Origin of the sequence: Stenotrophomonas sp. SORGH_AS_0321 (assembly GCF_031453215.1) — a bacterium.
Taxonomy (GTDB): Bacteria; Pseudomonadota; Gammaproteobacteria; order Xanthomonadales; family Xanthomonadaceae; genus Stenotrophomonas; species Stenotrophomonas chelatiphaga.
In genome coordinates, this window is sequence record NZ_JAVIZG010000001.1 from 1,892,090 (window position 1) to 1,907,031 (window position 14,942).

General features: G+C 67.2%; 16 protein-coding genes. 3 read left to right on the forward strand and 13 right to left on the reverse strand.

Translation table 11 applies throughout. From position 1 onward, the window contains the following. Positions 1-104: 104 nt before the first annotated feature. From QE373_RS08205 to QE373_RS08265, 13 genes are all read right to left on the reverse strand, one after another. Entirely contained in the window at positions 105-1,598 is a 1,494-nt protein-coding gene (locus tag QE373_RS08205; RefSeq protein WP_309685373.1) for a flagellin, read from the reverse strand. A gap of 64 nt (positions 1,599-1,662) precedes the next feature. After that, positions 1,663-2,871 (reverse strand): flagellar hook-associated protein FlgL, encoded by a 1,209-nt coding sequence (gene flgL, locus QE373_RS08210; protein WP_309685375.1) that lies wholly within the window; start codon positions 2,869-2,871, stop codon positions 1,663-1,665. Beyond that, entirely contained in the window at positions 2,868-4,748 is a 1,881-nt protein-coding gene (flgK, locus tag QE373_RS08215) for a flagellar hook-associated protein FlgK (RefSeq protein WP_309685377.1), read from the reverse strand. The genes flgL and flgK overlap by 4 nt, the downstream gene beginning before the upstream one ends. 8 nt (positions 4,749-4,756) lie before the next feature. Continuing rightward, positions 4,757-5,950, reverse strand: coding sequence for a flagellar assembly peptidoglycan hydrolase FlgJ (gene flgJ, locus QE373_RS08220; protein WP_309685379.1), 1,194 nt, complete (start codon positions 5,948-5,950; stop codon positions 4,757-4,759). A 1-nt stretch (position 5,951) separates the two neighbouring features. Then, positions 5,952-7,070 carry a flagellar basal body P-ring protein FlgI gene (locus QE373_RS08225; RefSeq protein ID WP_309685380.1) on the reverse strand — a complete coding sequence of 373 codons (1,119 nt, stop codon included), beginning with the start codon at positions 7,068-7,070 and terminating at the stop codon, positions 5,952-5,954. A gap of 11 nt (positions 7,071-7,081) precedes the next feature. Continuing rightward, positions 7,082-7,774, reverse strand: coding sequence for a flagellar basal body L-ring protein FlgH (gene flgH, locus QE373_RS08230; protein ID WP_309685382.1), 693 nt, complete (start codon positions 7,772-7,774; stop codon positions 7,082-7,084). Positions 7,775-7,787: 13 nt separating this feature from the next. Next, positions 7,788-8,573 (reverse strand): flagellar basal-body rod protein FlgG, encoded by a 786-nt coding sequence (gene flgG, locus QE373_RS08235; RefSeq protein WP_057507707.1) that lies wholly within the window; start codon positions 8,571-8,573, stop codon positions 7,788-7,790. A 133-nt stretch (positions 8,574-8,706) separates the two neighbouring features. Further along, positions 8,707-9,456: a flagellar basal body rod protein FlgF gene (locus QE373_RS08240; protein WP_057507708.1), complete on the reverse strand. Its 750-nt coding sequence runs from the start codon at positions 9,454-9,456 to the stop codon at positions 8,707-8,709. A gap of 35 nt (positions 9,457-9,491) precedes the next feature. Further along, entirely contained in the window at positions 9,492-10,715 is a 1,224-nt protein-coding gene (gene flgE / locus QE373_RS08245) for a flagellar hook protein FlgE (protein WP_123698794.1), read from the reverse strand. 31 nt (positions 10,716-10,746) lie between these two features. Continuing rightward, on the reverse strand, positions 10,747-11,430 hold the full coding sequence (locus tag QE373_RS08250) for a flagellar hook capping FlgD N-terminal domain-containing protein (RefSeq protein ID WP_309685386.1): 684 nt from the start codon (positions 11,428-11,430) through the stop codon (positions 10,747-10,749). A gap of 23 nt (positions 11,431-11,453) precedes the next feature. Beyond that, entirely contained in the window at positions 11,454-11,861 is a 408-nt protein-coding gene (gene flgC, locus QE373_RS08255; RefSeq protein ID WP_042615441.1) for a flagellar basal body rod protein FlgC, read from the reverse strand. A gap of 3 nt (positions 11,862-11,864) precedes the next feature. After that, positions 11,865-12,260, reverse strand: a complete 396-nt coding sequence (gene flgB / locus QE373_RS08260; protein WP_042615442.1) for a flagellar basal body rod protein FlgB — start codon at positions 12,258-12,260, stop codon at positions 11,865-11,867. Between the two features lie 174 nt (positions 12,261-12,434). Then, positions 12,435-13,376 (reverse strand): chemotaxis protein, encoded by a 942-nt coding sequence (locus QE373_RS08265; RefSeq protein WP_309685393.1) that lies wholly within the window; start codon positions 13,374-13,376, stop codon positions 12,435-12,437. A 104-nt stretch (positions 13,377-13,480) separates the two neighbouring features. Here QE373_RS08265 and flgA point away from each other — a divergent pair, with 104 nt between their 5' ends. From flgA to QE373_RS08280, 3 genes are all read left to right on the forward strand, one after another. Beyond that, positions 13,481-14,137 carry a flagellar basal body P-ring formation chaperone FlgA gene (flgA, locus tag QE373_RS08270; RefSeq protein WP_309685395.1) on the forward strand — a complete coding sequence of 219 codons (657 nt, stop codon included), beginning with the start codon at positions 13,481-13,483 and terminating at the stop codon, positions 14,135-14,137. A gap of 76 nt (positions 14,138-14,213) precedes the next feature. Further along, a complete protein-coding gene (gene flgM, locus QE373_RS08275; RefSeq protein ID WP_123698797.1) occupies positions 14,214-14,516 on the forward strand; it encodes a flagellar biosynthesis anti-sigma factor FlgM in 303 nt (100 codons plus the stop codon). Continuing rightward, on the forward strand, positions 14,513-14,851 hold the full coding sequence (locus QE373_RS08280; RefSeq protein WP_309685397.1) for a flagellar protein FlgN: 339 nt from the start codon (positions 14,513-14,515) through the stop codon (positions 14,849-14,851). The genes flgM and QE373_RS08280 overlap by 4 nt, the downstream gene beginning before the upstream one ends. The last annotated feature ends 91 nt before the right edge of the window (positions 14,852-14,942 follow it).

Below are 14,942 nucleotides of genomic sequence, written 5' to 3' on the forward strand. Positions count from 1 at the left end.
CAAGTCAATTATTTTTTCGCTGGGGTCGACTCTGGAATGGAAAAAAGGCCCCGCCAGTTGCCTGGCGGGGCCTTTGGGTGCTGCGCTGGCAGCGCCGGGCGGTATTACGACTGCAGCAGGCTGAGCACGTTCTGCGGCGCCTGGTTGGCCTGGGCCAGCATCGCCGTGCCGGCCTGCTGCAGGATCTGCGTGCGGGTCAGTTCGGCGGTTTCCGTTGCATAGTCGGTATCACGGATACGGCTGCGCGCGGCCGACATGTTCTCCGACGATGTGGTCAGGTTGGCGATGGTCGAGCTGAAGCGGTTCTGCACCGCGCCCAGATCCGCGCGCGAGGAGTTGATCGAGGTCAGCGCCGCATCCATCGCGTTCAGTGCGTTGTCCGCGCCCAGCGTGGACGTGATGTCCAGGTCGGCAAAACCAGACTTCGGCCCGCCGGCGGCCCATGCACTGCCGATGGCGGCGCCCGCCGTGGTACCTGCGGTCAGGCCCGTCTGTTCGGTCAGGGTCGCGCCGCCGGCGAGGGTGAAATCGCCGTCCTGCGATGCCAGCAGCAGGCGGCCATTGCTGTCCAGCGAAGCGGTCACGCCCGTGTTGTAGCTCTGGTCGTTGATCGACTTGACCAGATCGCTGGCACGCTGGCCTGCACCACCGGCTGCTGCGAAGTTGATGGTAGCCGTGCCCTTGGCGCCGGTCAGGGTGAAGCTGCCTGCACTGAACGAGGCCGTGCCGCCGCCGGTCTGCGGACCGACGGTCTGCGCGGTTACGCCGTTGGAGAACGTATCGATCAGCACAGCGGCGTTGCCGGTGTTGGTCAAGGTCACGTTGTCATCGCCGTCTGCTGCGGCCAGACCCGGCACTGCCCCGTTGATGGCAGCCGCCACCGCCGTTGCAAGACCGGCTGCATCACGTCCGGCACCGACCGGAACGCTGACCTGGGCGCCGCCGACCTCGAACGTGAAGCCCAGGGTCGGATCGGCAATGCCGGACAGATCGAGATCGGCGGTGCCCGGGACTGCGGCGCCAGCGCCGGCGCCAATCGGGGCCACCGCGGTGAACAGTGCCGAGGTATCAACCTGGTTCCAGTTGCCCAGTTCCTTGATGTTGGCATTGGCGATCTGCGAGATGTTGATCGTCTGGCCCTGGTCGGCGCCGATCTGGAAGGCCTGGTTGGTGAAGCTGCCGTCCAGCAGGTTGGTGCCGTTGAAGTTGGTCTGCTCGGCCACGCGCTGGATTTCAGCCTTCAGCAGCTGCACTTCGGCGTTCAGCGCCTGGCGGTCGGAATCGGAGTTGGTGGCGTTGCGCGCCTGCACGGCGAGCTCGCGGATGCGCTGCAGGTTGTTGCCGATCTCGCCCAGCGCGCCTTCGGCGGTCTGCGCCAGCGAAATGCCGTCGTTGGCATTGCGCGCGGCCTGGTTGATGCCGCGGATCTGGGTGGTGAAGCGTTCGGAGATCGCCAGGCCCGCCGCGTCGTCCTTCGCACTGTTGATGCGCAGGCCCGATGACAGGCGCTGGATCGAGGTGGCCAGCGAGTTGCCGCTGGTGGAAAGGTTGCGCTGGGCGTTCAGCGACATCGTGTTGGTGTTGATGATCTGTGCCATGGGGCGTCTCCGTGGGTTGCTCGGGTCTGTTGGTAGAGGCGCGCTTCGGGCGCCCGGATGAAGGTCAGCGGATACTGTTGAACAAGGACATCGCCTGCATCTGGCTGAAGATCGTCTGCGCGGCCTGCAGGGCCGCGTTTTCGAGCTTGTACTGGCCGATGGCATCGGCGTAGTCCAGGTCGCGCAGGGTGGAAAGAGTGGTCTTTACGGTTACGGCGGTGGCGTCGCGTGCGCTGGCGGCGTCGTCGATGGCGGCCAGCTGCGCACCGCCCTTGGCCCGCGCATCGATCATGTTTTCCGAGGCACGCGTGATGTCACGCATGCTCGACTGCAGCAGGTTCTGCATGCCGGTGCGGTCGGCCGCGGTCTGCGGGTCCGATTCCAGTGCGCCGATCAGTTTGTCCATCGTGGCGAAGATGTCGCGTGAGCTGGAGGCCACCACGTCGAAGCTGTCACCGGCGGCCGGTGCCCCTTCGATGCGCAGGCGGACGCCGCCGACCACGATGTCTTCGCCCTTGGCGTGGGTGCCGGTGGCCACCACCGCGCCGGTGTCGTCCAGCACCTCATAGGCGCCTGCGCCGGCGGCGGTGAAGCGCACGTTGAGCGCGCCGCCATCCCAGTCCGCGCTGCCATCGCGGCTGACCGAGGTCAGCAGGCCGCTGCCGGTGTTGCCGACCGCCGCGCTGCCGTCGACCACGCCGTCGCCGGTGCGGATGCGCATGAAGATCTCGCTGCCGGGCAGGGCGTCGTTGACCAGTTGGCCCGGCGCTACTTCCACCTGGCGCTGGGTCTGGTCACCGACATAACTGACCGTGCCGCCGGCCTTGAGGAACGGCGCGTCCGAATCGTTGCTGCCGCCGCACAGGTAACGGCCACTGCCGTCCTTGCTGTTGGCCAGCGACAACAGGCTGTCCTGGATGGTCTTCAGCTCACTGACGATCGCTTTGAGGTCGGTATTGCCCGGCACCGGCGTGTTGGCCTGGATGCTCAGCTCCACCGCGCGGGTCATCAGTTCATTGGCCTGGGCCAAGGCGTTTTCCTGCAGGCCCAGGCGGTTCTGCGCGTTGTTCGCGTTCTTGCCGAGCTGCTCCAGCCCGGCCACCACGCGGTCCAGCCCGACCGCGGTGCCGGCAGCGACCGGATCATCCTTGGCCGACACGATCTTGCTGCCGGTGGCGATCTGCTGTTCCAGGTGGTTGATCTTGGATTGTTTGCCCAGCATCAGCGAAACCGACTGGCTGAACATCATCCCGGTGGAAATACGGTCATTCATCGCGAGACGGCTCCGAGGATGGTCTGGAACATGGTGTCGGCGGTGGAAATCAGCTGCGAGGCGGCCTGGTAGGCCTGCTGCAGGCGGAGCATGTCCGCCGCTTCTTCGTCCAGGTTGACCCCGGATACCGAATCCCGCGCCGCCTGTGCCTGGTCGGTGATCACCTGCTGTGCATCCAGCGAGTACTGCGCCGAACGTGCGGCCGCGCCGACCTGCGTGGTCAGCCCGCCCAGTGCGCCGTTGAGGGTGACGGTGCCGCTGTTGAAGGTCTTGGCGTCTTCCACCTTGGCCAGCGCCAGCGCGTTGCTGTTGTCCGACGAACCAGCACCTACCGGGGTGATGTTGAAGGTGTCACCCGGCTTGGGCGCGCCATCGAGCACGAAGCTCCAGCCGTTGGCGGTGATCGTCTGGCCGGCGGTATAGGCGAACGGGCCGGCACCGTCGATGGTGTACTGGGCTGCGCTGGTGAACACGATCGCGGCCGGATTGCGCAGCGCTGCATTGCCGGCGTCGGCCACCTTGACGTCGGTCAGCTTGCCGGTACCGGTGTTGGCGGTGGCCGCCGCGCCCTTGATCGGCGCCGCCGCGGCCAGCCGCGACGGGTCGGTGATCGCCACGCTCATGCTGCCGGCCACGTTGGCGGTCGGCTGCAGCAGGAAGCGGTCGTTGGCCGCCGGGGTGCCACCGACCACCATCTGCACGCCGTTGATCACCAGCGGATCGGCGGCGCTGCCGCTGCCGGTCAGTGGGATGGCCGCACCGGTATCGGCGCGGTTGGCCTGCCACTGGGTGCCGTCGAAACGCAGCACGATGTTCTGCGCATCCAGCTTGGACAGGTCGCCGAAGCTGGCCTGGATGGTCGCACTGCCGGTGTTGGCGGTGTTGTTGGTGATGCGCGGGCTGCCGATGTTGAACAGGTCGGTGCCCATCTGCCCGTACAGGTCCACGCCGTTGCGATGGGTGTCGTTGAAGGTGGTCGCAAGACCCACCGCCAGCTTGCCCAGTTCGGCCTGGGCCGGGGTCAGCACGGTTTCGCGGAACTCCATCAGCCCGCCCACCTGCCCACCCAGTGCCTTCGGATCCAGCACCACCTTGGTGCCCTGGGTTTCCAGCGCCAACTGCAGGCGTTCGGGCTGGTAGGCGTCGGTGACCGTGGTGATCCTGCTGGCGGTGCTGCCGACCACCAGCGCCTGGCCACCGGCGGTGTAGACGTTCATGAAGCCGCCGTCCTGGATCACCGCGTTGCCGCCGGTGTAGCCCATCAGGCTGGAAATCAGCTGGTCACGGCGGTCCAGCAGGTCCGGTGCGGCGTTGGCGGCATTGCTGCCGATGGCGGCGTTGATCTGCGCCACTTCCGCAGCCAGCCGATTGATCTCGGTGGCGGCCGCGCTGATGCCGTTGTTGACCTCGCTGTTGAGGCTGTCCAGGCTGGTGTTGAGCTGGCGGAAGCGGTTGGCCAGCGTGTTGGCGCTGTCCAGCACGTTCTGGCGGTCGGCGGTCGCCGAAGCGTTGGACGACAGTCCGCTGACCGAATCGAAGAAGTTGGACCACACCCCGGCGACGTTGGTGGAGGCATCGGAGAACAGCGAATCAACGCGGTCGGCCATGGTCGACAGCTGCTTCAGCCGGGCCAGTTCGCCACTGCCGTCGAGCAGGCGCGAGATCGCCAGCTGGTCGGCGACCCGGCGGATGTCGGCGATGCGGGTGCCGTTGCCAACGGTCCCATAGCCCATCTGCTGCGGATCGGCGGTGGCGAAGTCCACGCGCTGCCGGCTGTAGCCAACGGTATTGATGTTGGCCACGTTGTGGCTGGTGGTGGCCAGTGCACGCTGGAAGGCGAGCAGGGCACTGGTACCGGTAGAAAGCACGCTGGTCATGGGGGTCCTCAGCGACGGGCGATGCCCAGCGCTGCCTGGGCAGTGCTGGCGAAGGTGCGACCCAACTCCGCGCCGGCGTCGCCGATGGCGGCTACCGCGCGTTCGATGGTCGGGCCGCCAGCGATGCTGGCGATCTTGTTGGCATACGACGGGTCGGTCGCATAACCGGCCTGTTGCAGGCCGCGCGCGAAGCCGCGCACGTCGGTGCCGGCTTCCAGGGCCCTCTGGTAGCGCGGGTTGCTCTTCAGCAGGCGCACGTAGTCGGCGAAGCTTTCAGCCGGCGAGCTGTAGCTGCGGAAGCTGGCGGTTTCGTTGCGGCGCGCGCCGTTGACATATTCGTGGGTGCCCACGGTGGCGCGGTCGCCGCTCCAGCCGGTGGCCTTGATGCCGAACAGGTTGTGCGAGGTTCGGCCATCGCCATGGGTGATCTGGCGCTTGCCCCAGCCGGTTTCCAGCGCAGCCTGCGCGACCAGCGCGCGGGCATCCACGCCCAGCTCCTTGGCCGCGGTCTGCGCGTGCGCCCAGATGCCGGCGACGAAGCCTTCCGGGGTGTGCGAACCCAGGCGCGCAACGGCCGAACTGCTGGCCAGGGTATCGATCGCCGAGGGGCCGGTGCCGCGGTTGGTCGCCGTCGCCGCCCACTGGTCTTCGGCCACCATCGGAGCGGGCGCGGCCAGGGTCTGCGCGGCATACGGATCGCTGCTGCCCAGTGCCTGGTGCATGCTGCTGCTGTCGCGCCCGGCGATCAGGTCCAGCGTCTGCTCCATCGGCTGCAGCAGGCGCGGGGAGGTGCCTGCGGCCATCTGCTGCAGCATGCGCACGGCCTGGTCGGCGTCGTCCAGCGGCATCGCCGGCGCCTCCGCGGCCGGGGCATTGAGCTGGTAGGCACGGCTGGCTTCGGTGGCGTTGATGCGCCCGTCCAGTGCCGGGCCTTCCGCCGCAGCGCCGGAAAGCTGGCGGCTGATCACCGCCGACAGCCCCAGGCCCTTGCCGCGGGTCATCGACTCGGCGATCTTCTGGTCGTACATCTCGCGGAACATGGTGTTTTCGCCGGGGAACAGCGAGTCACCGAAACTGGCATCGCGCATGCTCTTGACCAGCATCTGCGCGAACTGCCCTTCAAGCTGGCGCGCGACCTTGTCGACCTGGGCCGGATCGTTGCGCTGTGAAGGATTGAGTTCGAAGGATGGCTGGATGCGCATGTCAGATCACCTCGAGCTCGGCGCTCAGCGCGCCGGCCTGCTTGAGCGCTTCCAGGATGGCGATCAGGTCACCCGGGGCGGCGCCCACGGCATTGACCGCATGCACGATTTCATCCAGCGAGGTGCCGCCGTTGAATTTGAACATGCGGCTGCCATCGTTGGTGGCGGTGATGGTGGACTGCGGGGTCACCACGGTCTGGCCGCCGGCCAGCGCATTGGGCTGGCTCACGTTGGTGCCTTCCTGGATGGTGACCGTCAGCGAGCCATGCGAGATCGCCGCGGCGCCCACGCGGACCTGCTGGCCGATCACCACGGTGCCGGTGCGCGAATTGACCACGACCTTGGCCGATGCCGCGCCCGGGGTGAGTTCCAGGCTTTCGATGCGGGCCAGCAGGCCGATGCGTGCGCCCGGATCGCTCGGCGCGTTGACCGCGACGGTGACCCCGTCGACGGCACGGGCGCTTCCCTCGCCGAAGGCGTTGTTGAGGGCGGCGACCATCCGCGAGACGGTGGTGAAGTCATTCTTGTGCAGGTTCAGGGTGATCTCGCCGGCTGCGCCGAACACATCCGGCAGCGCGCGCTCCACGGTGGCGCCGTTGGGGATGCGGCCGACGCTGGGCACGTTGACCGACACCCGCGAGCCATCACGGCCCTGTGCGCCGAAACCACCGACGATCAGGTTGCCCTGGGCGATCGCGTAGACCTGGCCGTCGGCACCCTTCAGCGGGGCCATCAGCAGCGAACCACCGCGCAGCGACACCGCATTGCCTATCGAGGAGACGGTGATGTCGATCGGCTGGCCCGGCTTGGCGAACGGCGGCAGCTCGGCATGGATCGCCACGGCCGCGACGTTCTTCAGCTGCGGATTGACGTTCGCCGGAACATTGACGCCCAGTTCGCCGAGCAGGTTCTTCAGGCTCTGCACGGTGAACGGTGCCTGGCTGGTGCGGTCGCCGCTGCCATCCAGGCCGACCACCAGGCCGTAGCCGACCAGCGCGTTGCCACGCACGCCGCCCACCTGGGCCAGGTCCTTGATGCGTTCGGCATGCGCCGGCAGCGCGGCGCTGGCAACGGCCAGGGCAGCGACCAACAGGCGGGCGGGAAGGGAGAGGAGGTTCATGGCAGGCATGCTCAGAACGGCGCCAGGCCGGAATTGAAGAAGCGGCTCAGCCAGCCCATGGCATTGGACTGCGCCACTGCGCCCCGTCCGCCGTAGACGATGCGGGCATCGGCCACGCGGCTGGAGGGAATGGTGTTGTCCGGTGCGATGTCGGCCGCGCGCACGATGCCCTGCACCTGCACCAGTTCATCGCCCTGGTTGAGCCGCAGGTTCTTCTGGCCCTGCACCACCAGGTTGCCGTTGGGCAGGCGCTGCATCACCGTGACCGTCACGTTGCCCTGCAGGCGGTTGCTCTGTGCGCTGTTGCCCCGGCCGGTGAAGTCACGCGAGCCATTCGCGGTGGCCGACAGGATGTCCTTGCCGCCCAGCGTGACCGGTGCGCCGAAGACCGTCGGCGTGCCGATGGCCAGCTCCGATTCCTTGCTGGTTGCGGTGTTCGCGCTCATCTGTGCCTGGGTGTTTTCCAGCAGGGTGATCGTCAGCAGGTCGCCGACATCGCGTGCGCGGCGGTCCGAATACAGCTGCAGCGACGGACCGGCGGCGTAGATCGCCCCGGCCGTTGCCTGGGCCTGCGGCGGCATCACCGGCTGCACCGGCGCCAGGGCCGGGTAGGGGCGCACGTCGCCGGCAATCACGCAGCCGCCCAGCAGCGCGATGGCGGCGGCAGCGAAGGTCAGGCGGGCGAGGGAAGCGGCTGGCAGCATGATGGCGGTCCGATCAGACGTTGTTGTTGAGGTAACCGAGCATCGAGTCGGTGGTGGAGATGGCCTTGGCGTTCATTTCGTAGGCGCGCTGGGTTTCGATCATCGAAACAAGCTCTTCGACCACGTTGACGTTGCTGCCTTCCAGTGCACCCTGAACCACGTTGCCCAGGCCGTTGAGGCCGGGATTGCCGTTCTGTGCCGGGCCGGATGCGGTGGTCTCCAGGTACAGGTTCTCGCCGCGCGACTGCAGGCCGGCCGGATTGATGAAGTCGGTCAAGGTCAGCGCGCCGATTTCCACCGTCGCCGCGTCATCGGCCATCTTCACGCTGACCGTGCCGTCGCTGCCGATGGTCAGGGTCTGCGCGCCTTCCGGGATCTGGATGCCGGGCTGCACCGGGTAGCCGCTGTTGGTGACCAGCTCACCGTCCTGGTTGACCTTGAACGAGCCGTCGCGGGTGTAGGCCGAGCTGCCGTCGGGCATGGACACTTCGAAGAAGCCGCGCCCGTTGACCATCACGTCCAGGGCGCGCCCGGTCTGCTGCTGGCTGCCCTGTTCGAAGTTCTTCGCGGTTGCCACCACGCGCACGCCGGTACCCAGCTGCAGGCCGGTCGGCAGCTGGGTCTGCGCCGAACTGGCACCACCGGGCTGGCGCACCTGCTGGTACAGCAGGTCCTCGAAACTGGCACGGTCCTGCTTGAAGCCGGTCGTGTTGGTGTTGGCGAGGTTGTTGGACACCACCGACATGCGCGTCTGCTGCGCGTCCAGTCCGGTCTTGGCGATCCACAGTGCCTGGTTCATGGTCGGTTCCTCTGCGTGATGTCCGGCCCAGCGGGGCGGGGCAGGTACCTGCGAACGCTCGCAGGTGCTTCACCAGGGGTTATGCAAGCGGCGTGCCATTGCGGCGCGCCGGTATTCCGTCGTCGGCGTGGACTCAGCCGTTCAGCCGCAGCAGACTATTGGCGCTGCGTGCGTTTTCGTCACCGTGCTTGATCACCTTGACCTGCATTTCGTACTGGCGCTGTAGCTGGATCATCTGCACCAGCGCACCGGCGGCATCGACATTGCTGCCTTCCAGCTGGCCGCTTTCCAGTGCCTTGCCCTGGGTCTGCACGAACGGCTGCTGGGGATCGGTGTTGCGGAACAGGCCGTCAAGCCCACGTTCCAGTCGTGCATCCTCGGCGGCCACCACCTTGATCCGGCCGATCACCGCCATGGTCTGCGGGCCCTCGCCCAGCGGGATGATCGAGATGGTGCCGTCGTTGCCGATCTCCATCGCCTGGTGCGGCGGAATGGCGATCGGGTTTTCGTTTTCATCCAGCACCGCATGGCCACCGGCGGTGACCAGCTGGCCGTTCGGTGTCAGCGACAGCGCCGCACCGCGGGTGTAGGCCTCGCCACCGCCCGGTGCCTGCACGGTCAGCCAGCTGCCGGCCTGCAGGGACAGGTCCAGCGGATTGCCGGTGATGTGCTGCGCACCGACGCGGCGGTTGAAGCCGGCATCGACATGGATCGCATCCACGCGCGAGGCGAAACCTTCGCCGCGGATCGCGAAGGCTTCGGTGTTGGCCAGCGCTTCCTTGAAGCCGGGCGTATCGGTGTTGGCGATGTTGTGCGACACCGTGCCCTGTGCCTGCAGGGAGGCGCGGGCACCGGTCATCGCGACGTAGAGGGCCTTGTCCATCGGGGAAGCTCCGTGCTGGGGTCAGCCGGCCATCATCAACGGATATTGATGATGGTCTGGGTGACCTGGTCCTGGGTGCTGAGCATCTGCGAATTGGCCTGGAAGTTGCGCTGGGCCACGATCATGTTCACCAGCTGCTCGGTGAGGTCCACGGTCGAGGATTCCAGTGCACCGGCCTGGATCTTGCCCAGGTCCGAAGAGTCCGGCGCGGAGGTGCGCGGCGAGCCCGATGCAAAGGTTTCCACCCACATGTTGTCACCGGTCGACTGCAGGCCCTGGGCGTTGTTGAAGTTGGTCAGTGCGACCTGGCCGAGCGCCTTGTCATCGCCATTGGAATAGCGCGCGAACACCACGCCCTGCTCGGAGACGCTGATCTCGTTGAGCTTGCCCGACGCATAGCCGTCCTGCTGGAAGTTGCGCAGCGCGAACTTCTCGCCGTACTGGGTGGAGCCGGCCACGTCCAGGGTCAGGTTGAGCTGGCCGGCACCGGTGCCCGGGGTGAAGCCATCCAGGGTGATCCTGCCGTTGGCCGGGGTCACCAGCGCGCCACTTTCATTGAACTGCAGGGTGGTCGGTGCACCGGCGGCCTGGCCGTCGACATAGTTGTAGACCTGCCATTCGTTGGCGGCGGTGCCCTTGACGAAATACGAGGTCTGGGTGTGGCTGACGCCGAGCGAGTCATACACGGTGACCCCGCCGCTGGACTGGCTGTAGCTGTTGGAGTCGGTCGGATCGAACGGGGTCACGGTCGGCTGGGTGCTGTTGGCCGGCAGGGTGAAGGCCAGCTGCACGTTGCCGGTCTGCTTGGGCGGGCTGTCGGTGGTCAGCAGCTGCAGGTCGGTCAGCCGACCGGAATCGAAGGTGGTGCCGTCGGCATTCGGGGTGAACACCTGCAGGCGCGCGCCGGCCGGATTGACCACGAAGCCCTGCGCATCGGTCTGGAAGTTGCCGGCGCGCGAATAGGTGCGCTGGCCGTTCATGCTCATGGTGAAGAAGCCTTCGCCGGACACGGCCAGGTCCAGGCTGCGCCCGGTCTGGCTGTTGTTGCCCTGGCTGAACTGCTGGGCCACGTTGGACACGCGTGCGCCCGAGCCCACCGCATTGCGTGACAGGCCATAGCTGGTGGCCGAAAACAGATCGGCGAACTCGGCGCGCGACTGCTTGAAGCCAGTGGTGTTGACGTTGGCGACGTTGTTGGCGGTGACGCTGAGGTCGGTGTTGGCGGCGTTGATGCCGGACAGCGAGACATTGAAAGCCATGGTGGACTCCTCGTTTAAGCGGTCTGGGGGCTCAGCTGATGCGGAGCACGTAGTCGATCGGGGCGGCGCCCAATCCCTTGAGATTCAGGTACAGGCCATCGGACCCGACGGTCACGCTTTCCACCGGGGCTTCCACGTAGGTGCCCAGCTTGGTCTGCGCACCGGCGGTGTCGGTGTGGTTGGCCACCAGCGAATAGCTGCCGGGCGGCAGGCGGTTGCCGCTGCTGTCCTTGCCGTCCCACGCGAAGCTGGTTTCTCCGGCGGCAGTGGCTTCCACGGTGACCTGGGCGACCTTCAGGCCGTTGGCATCGGTGATGTCCACGTTGATCATGCCGGCGCTCGGTGCGGCGACCACGCCGCCGACGCTGCCTTCGGCCTCCAGCACCATCTTTTCCGACGGCACCAGGACGTCGTGGCCGACCAGCGCGGCGCCACGCAGCACCTGGTCGCTGGCCATCGAGGTCTGGAAACCCTTCACCGTGGTGTTGAGGTCGGTGATGCCCTGCACGGTCGACATCTGCGCCATCTGCGCGACCATCTGGGTGTTGTCCATCGGCTTCAGCGGATCCTGGTGCTGCAGCTGTTCGGTCATCAGGCGCAGGAAATCGGCCTGCTCCAGGGTGTCTTTCTTCTTGCTGGCGGTGCTGTTGGGCGAGTTCAGGCCGAGGGCCGCGTACACGTCCTGGCTGGACTGGGTGGTGATGGCAGTGCTCATGGGGAGATCCTTGCGGGCTCGCGTCAGCGGCCCATCGTCAGCGTGGCGAGGGCCAGTTCCTTGGCGGTGCTCAGCATTTCCACGCCGGCCTGGTAATTGCGCGAGGTGGAGATCAGGTTGACCATCTGCGCGACCGGGTCGACGTCGGCCTGGTAGATGTAGCCATCGCCGTCGGCCAGCGGATGGCCGGGCTCGTAGCGCTTGATCGGCGCAGCATTGCTCTGGCTGATTTCCTTGACCTGCACCGTGGTGATGTTGGGGTCGGTGCGGCTGGTGACGGCCTGGAAGATCGGTTCCAGCGGCTTGTAGACCGCCTCGGCCGAACCGGCCACCGAATCGGCGTTGGACAGGTTGGAGGCGATGGTGCTCATGCGTACCGACTGCGCCTGCAAGGCGGAGCCGGCGATGTCGAAGATCGGCAGGTTGCTCATGGCTTATTGCCCCGTGATGGCGGTGAGCATGGAGCGCACCTTGGATTCGACGAAGCTCAGCGAGGCGCGGTATTCCAGCGCGGCACGGCCGTAGGCGGCGCGCTCGGTGTCCGGATCCACGGTGTTGCCGTCGAGGTTGGGCTGGATCCCTTCACGGGAAATCTGGAAGGGGTTCAGGCCGCCGCCGATCGCCAGGTGCTGTTCATTGGTGGTGGCCATCAGGCCGTTGCCGGACTGCCCCTGGGCGCTGCGCAGGGCGGCGTCGAAGTCCAGGTCCTGGGCCTTGTAGCCGGGGGTATCGGCATTGCCGAGGTTGCTGGCGATCAGCTTCATGCGCTGCTCGCGCAACGGCATGGCCTGGGCATGGACACCCAGGTAGTCGGAAATCAGGTTGGACATGGCACGCTCCCACGGAACTGTGCCGGGGAGGCTGCAAGGCGCGTGCCAGTTTCGCGCATTCGCGCTCAAGCACCCACGATCCGCTGCGCGTATCGCGGGCCCCTGGCTCACCATCACCCGATCCCGGCGCCTACCGGCGCAGCCCCTTGCCAAGGGGCTTGCCTCGCTGGCAGGTCAGGCGGCTTCGGCGACGCGGCGCAGGCGGTCCAGGACGAAGTCGGCCAGTTCGTGCGGGGAATATTTGGCGACGAAGGCGTTGGCGCCCACCCGTTCCACCATCGCGTTGTTGAACACGCCGGACAGGGAGGTATGCAGCAGCACGAACAGCCCGGACAGGCCCGGGTGGCGGCGGATCTCGGTGGTCAGGGTGTAACCGTCCATTGCCGGCATTTCAATGTCGGAGATCACCATCGCGTAGCGCTGGGCGGGGTCTTCACCGGCGGCATGGATCTGCAGCAGGTGGTCCAGCGCCTGCTTGCCGTCGGACAGCAGGGTCGCGCCCACGCCGAGCTGGTCCAGCACGCTGCGGATCTGCTGGCGCGCCACGCGCGAGTCGTCCACCACCAGCACCTGCATCGGCGGGGCGTCGGCGGGCAGGGCCATCGTCGGGTCCAGCACGGCTTCACTGCGGGTCTGGGCGATGTCGGCCAGCACGCTTTCCACGTCGATCACCTGGATCAGCTCGCCCTGGAAGCGGGTCACCGCGGTCAGGTAGCTCGATTCGGCGCCGAGTTCGGGCGGCGGATGGATGTCCTGCACCGCGATATTGACGATGCGCTCCACCCCGCTGACCAGGAAACCCTGGATGGACCGGTTGAATTCGGTCACCACCAGGTAGCCCGGGCCGTCGCCGTTGCTGCCCCGTTCGGGATGGCCGATGGCCACGCCAAGGTCCAGCACCGGCACCGAGCGGCCGCGCACATCGGCCACGCCGGAGAACTGGCTGGGCAGGCCCGGCACCTGGAACAGGGCAGGGCGCCGCAGCACTTCCTGCACCTTGAACACGTTGACGCCAAAAAGCTGGCGTCCGCCCAGGCGGAACAACAGGAGGGCCAGCCGGTTGTGTCCGGCCAGCCGGGTGCGTTGGTCGATGCGGTTGAGCAGGTCATGTGACATGGAGGCTGTATCGGCGCGCCGGCGTTGGACTTGAGCGGGCCCGGTTGCGCTGCCACTGGCACGCCGCTTGCAGCAGGCCGGGTGATCCCATGACCGGAGGTGGCATGCCATCCTTCAAGACGATGTGCTGGCTGATCCTGGCAATGGCCGCGCCCGCCTGGGCCGCGCCGTCGTGGCAGCCGGTGGACAGCATCCGCGCGGCTGCACTGTCCACGCTGGCCGCCAGCGAGCAGGGCGAGGCCGTGGTCGCCGACGCGCTGCGCCTGCCGGCCTGCGCGCAGGGCCTGGCCGCGCAGCCCACCGCCAACACCACGGTGGAAGTCAGCTGCCCCGATGCCGGCGGTTGGCGGCTGTTCGTGCCGGTGAAGGTGCGCCGCGAGCAGACCGTGCTGGTGCTGGCGCGCGGCATTGCCGCTGGAGAAATACTCGCTGCTGCCGATATCACCCCTGCCCAGCGTGACGCGGCGCGGATTGCCGGCGCGGTGCTGTCCGATCCCGCCGCTGCCGTTGGCCGGGTGGCACGCAGGACGCTGCAGGCGGGCAGCCTGCTGTCGGCCTCGGACCTGGTGGCGCAGCGGCTGGTGCGCCGTGGCGACAGTGTCGCCCTGGTGTCCCGGCACGGGTCGGTGGAGGTGCGCGTGGCGGGCAAGGCACTGGGCGATGCGGGCGAGAACGAGCGCCTGTCGGTCGAGAACCTGACCTCGCGCAAGGTAGTGCAGGGTACCGTGGCCGCCAACGGCGACGTTTTAGTGACGCGCTGAAAAAAATCGGCAAACCCCCTAAAGATCACGGTCCGATGGCCGTTATCGTTACAGTACGGCAACCCTTGGAGCTCCAATGAGCCAAAAAATCGACGGTACCCTGCAGGCGGCGCAGACCCTGCGCGCGGTGGGTCCGGCCAGTCGGCCCGGCATCAGTGCCGATACGCCTGCACGTCCGGTGGAAGCAGCCGACAGCCTCAAGCTGACCGGTGAAGCCACCAACCTGCAGGCCCTGGAACGCAGCCTTTCGGCCGCTCCGGCGATCGATGCCGAGCGCGTTGCAGCGGTGCGTGAGTCGCTGCAGAACGGCAGCTACCGGATCAATCCAGAGGCGATTGCTTCGCGCATGCTTGATCTGGACCAGCAGCTGCAGGGATGAGTACGCCCATGAGCGAGCCCATGCAGCGGTTGAGCGAAGCCCTGGATGCCGAGCGCCAGGCCTTGGTCGCGCACGATGTGTATGCCCTGATCCGTGCCACCGGGGCCAAGCTGGATGCCCTGCGCGCACTGGACAAGGCCCTGCCCGTGGGTCAGTCCAGCGAACTGCAGGAACTGGCCGAGCGCAACCGCGCCAACGGCGTGCTGCTGTCGCGGCGGCGCCGCGAGGTCAACTGGGCGTTGCGCCAGCTCGGCCGCAGCGAAGATGCCCCTGCCTATGACAGCAAGGGACAGTCCCAGCAGATGACCGCCGGGCGTCCGCTCGCCGTCGCCTGAAGCCGGCCAGCGACACGCAGGCATCGTATAGTGGGGATCATCTCCGCCATGCCGAGTGCCCGTGCCTGCCGCCTCTCCGAACCCGACCGCG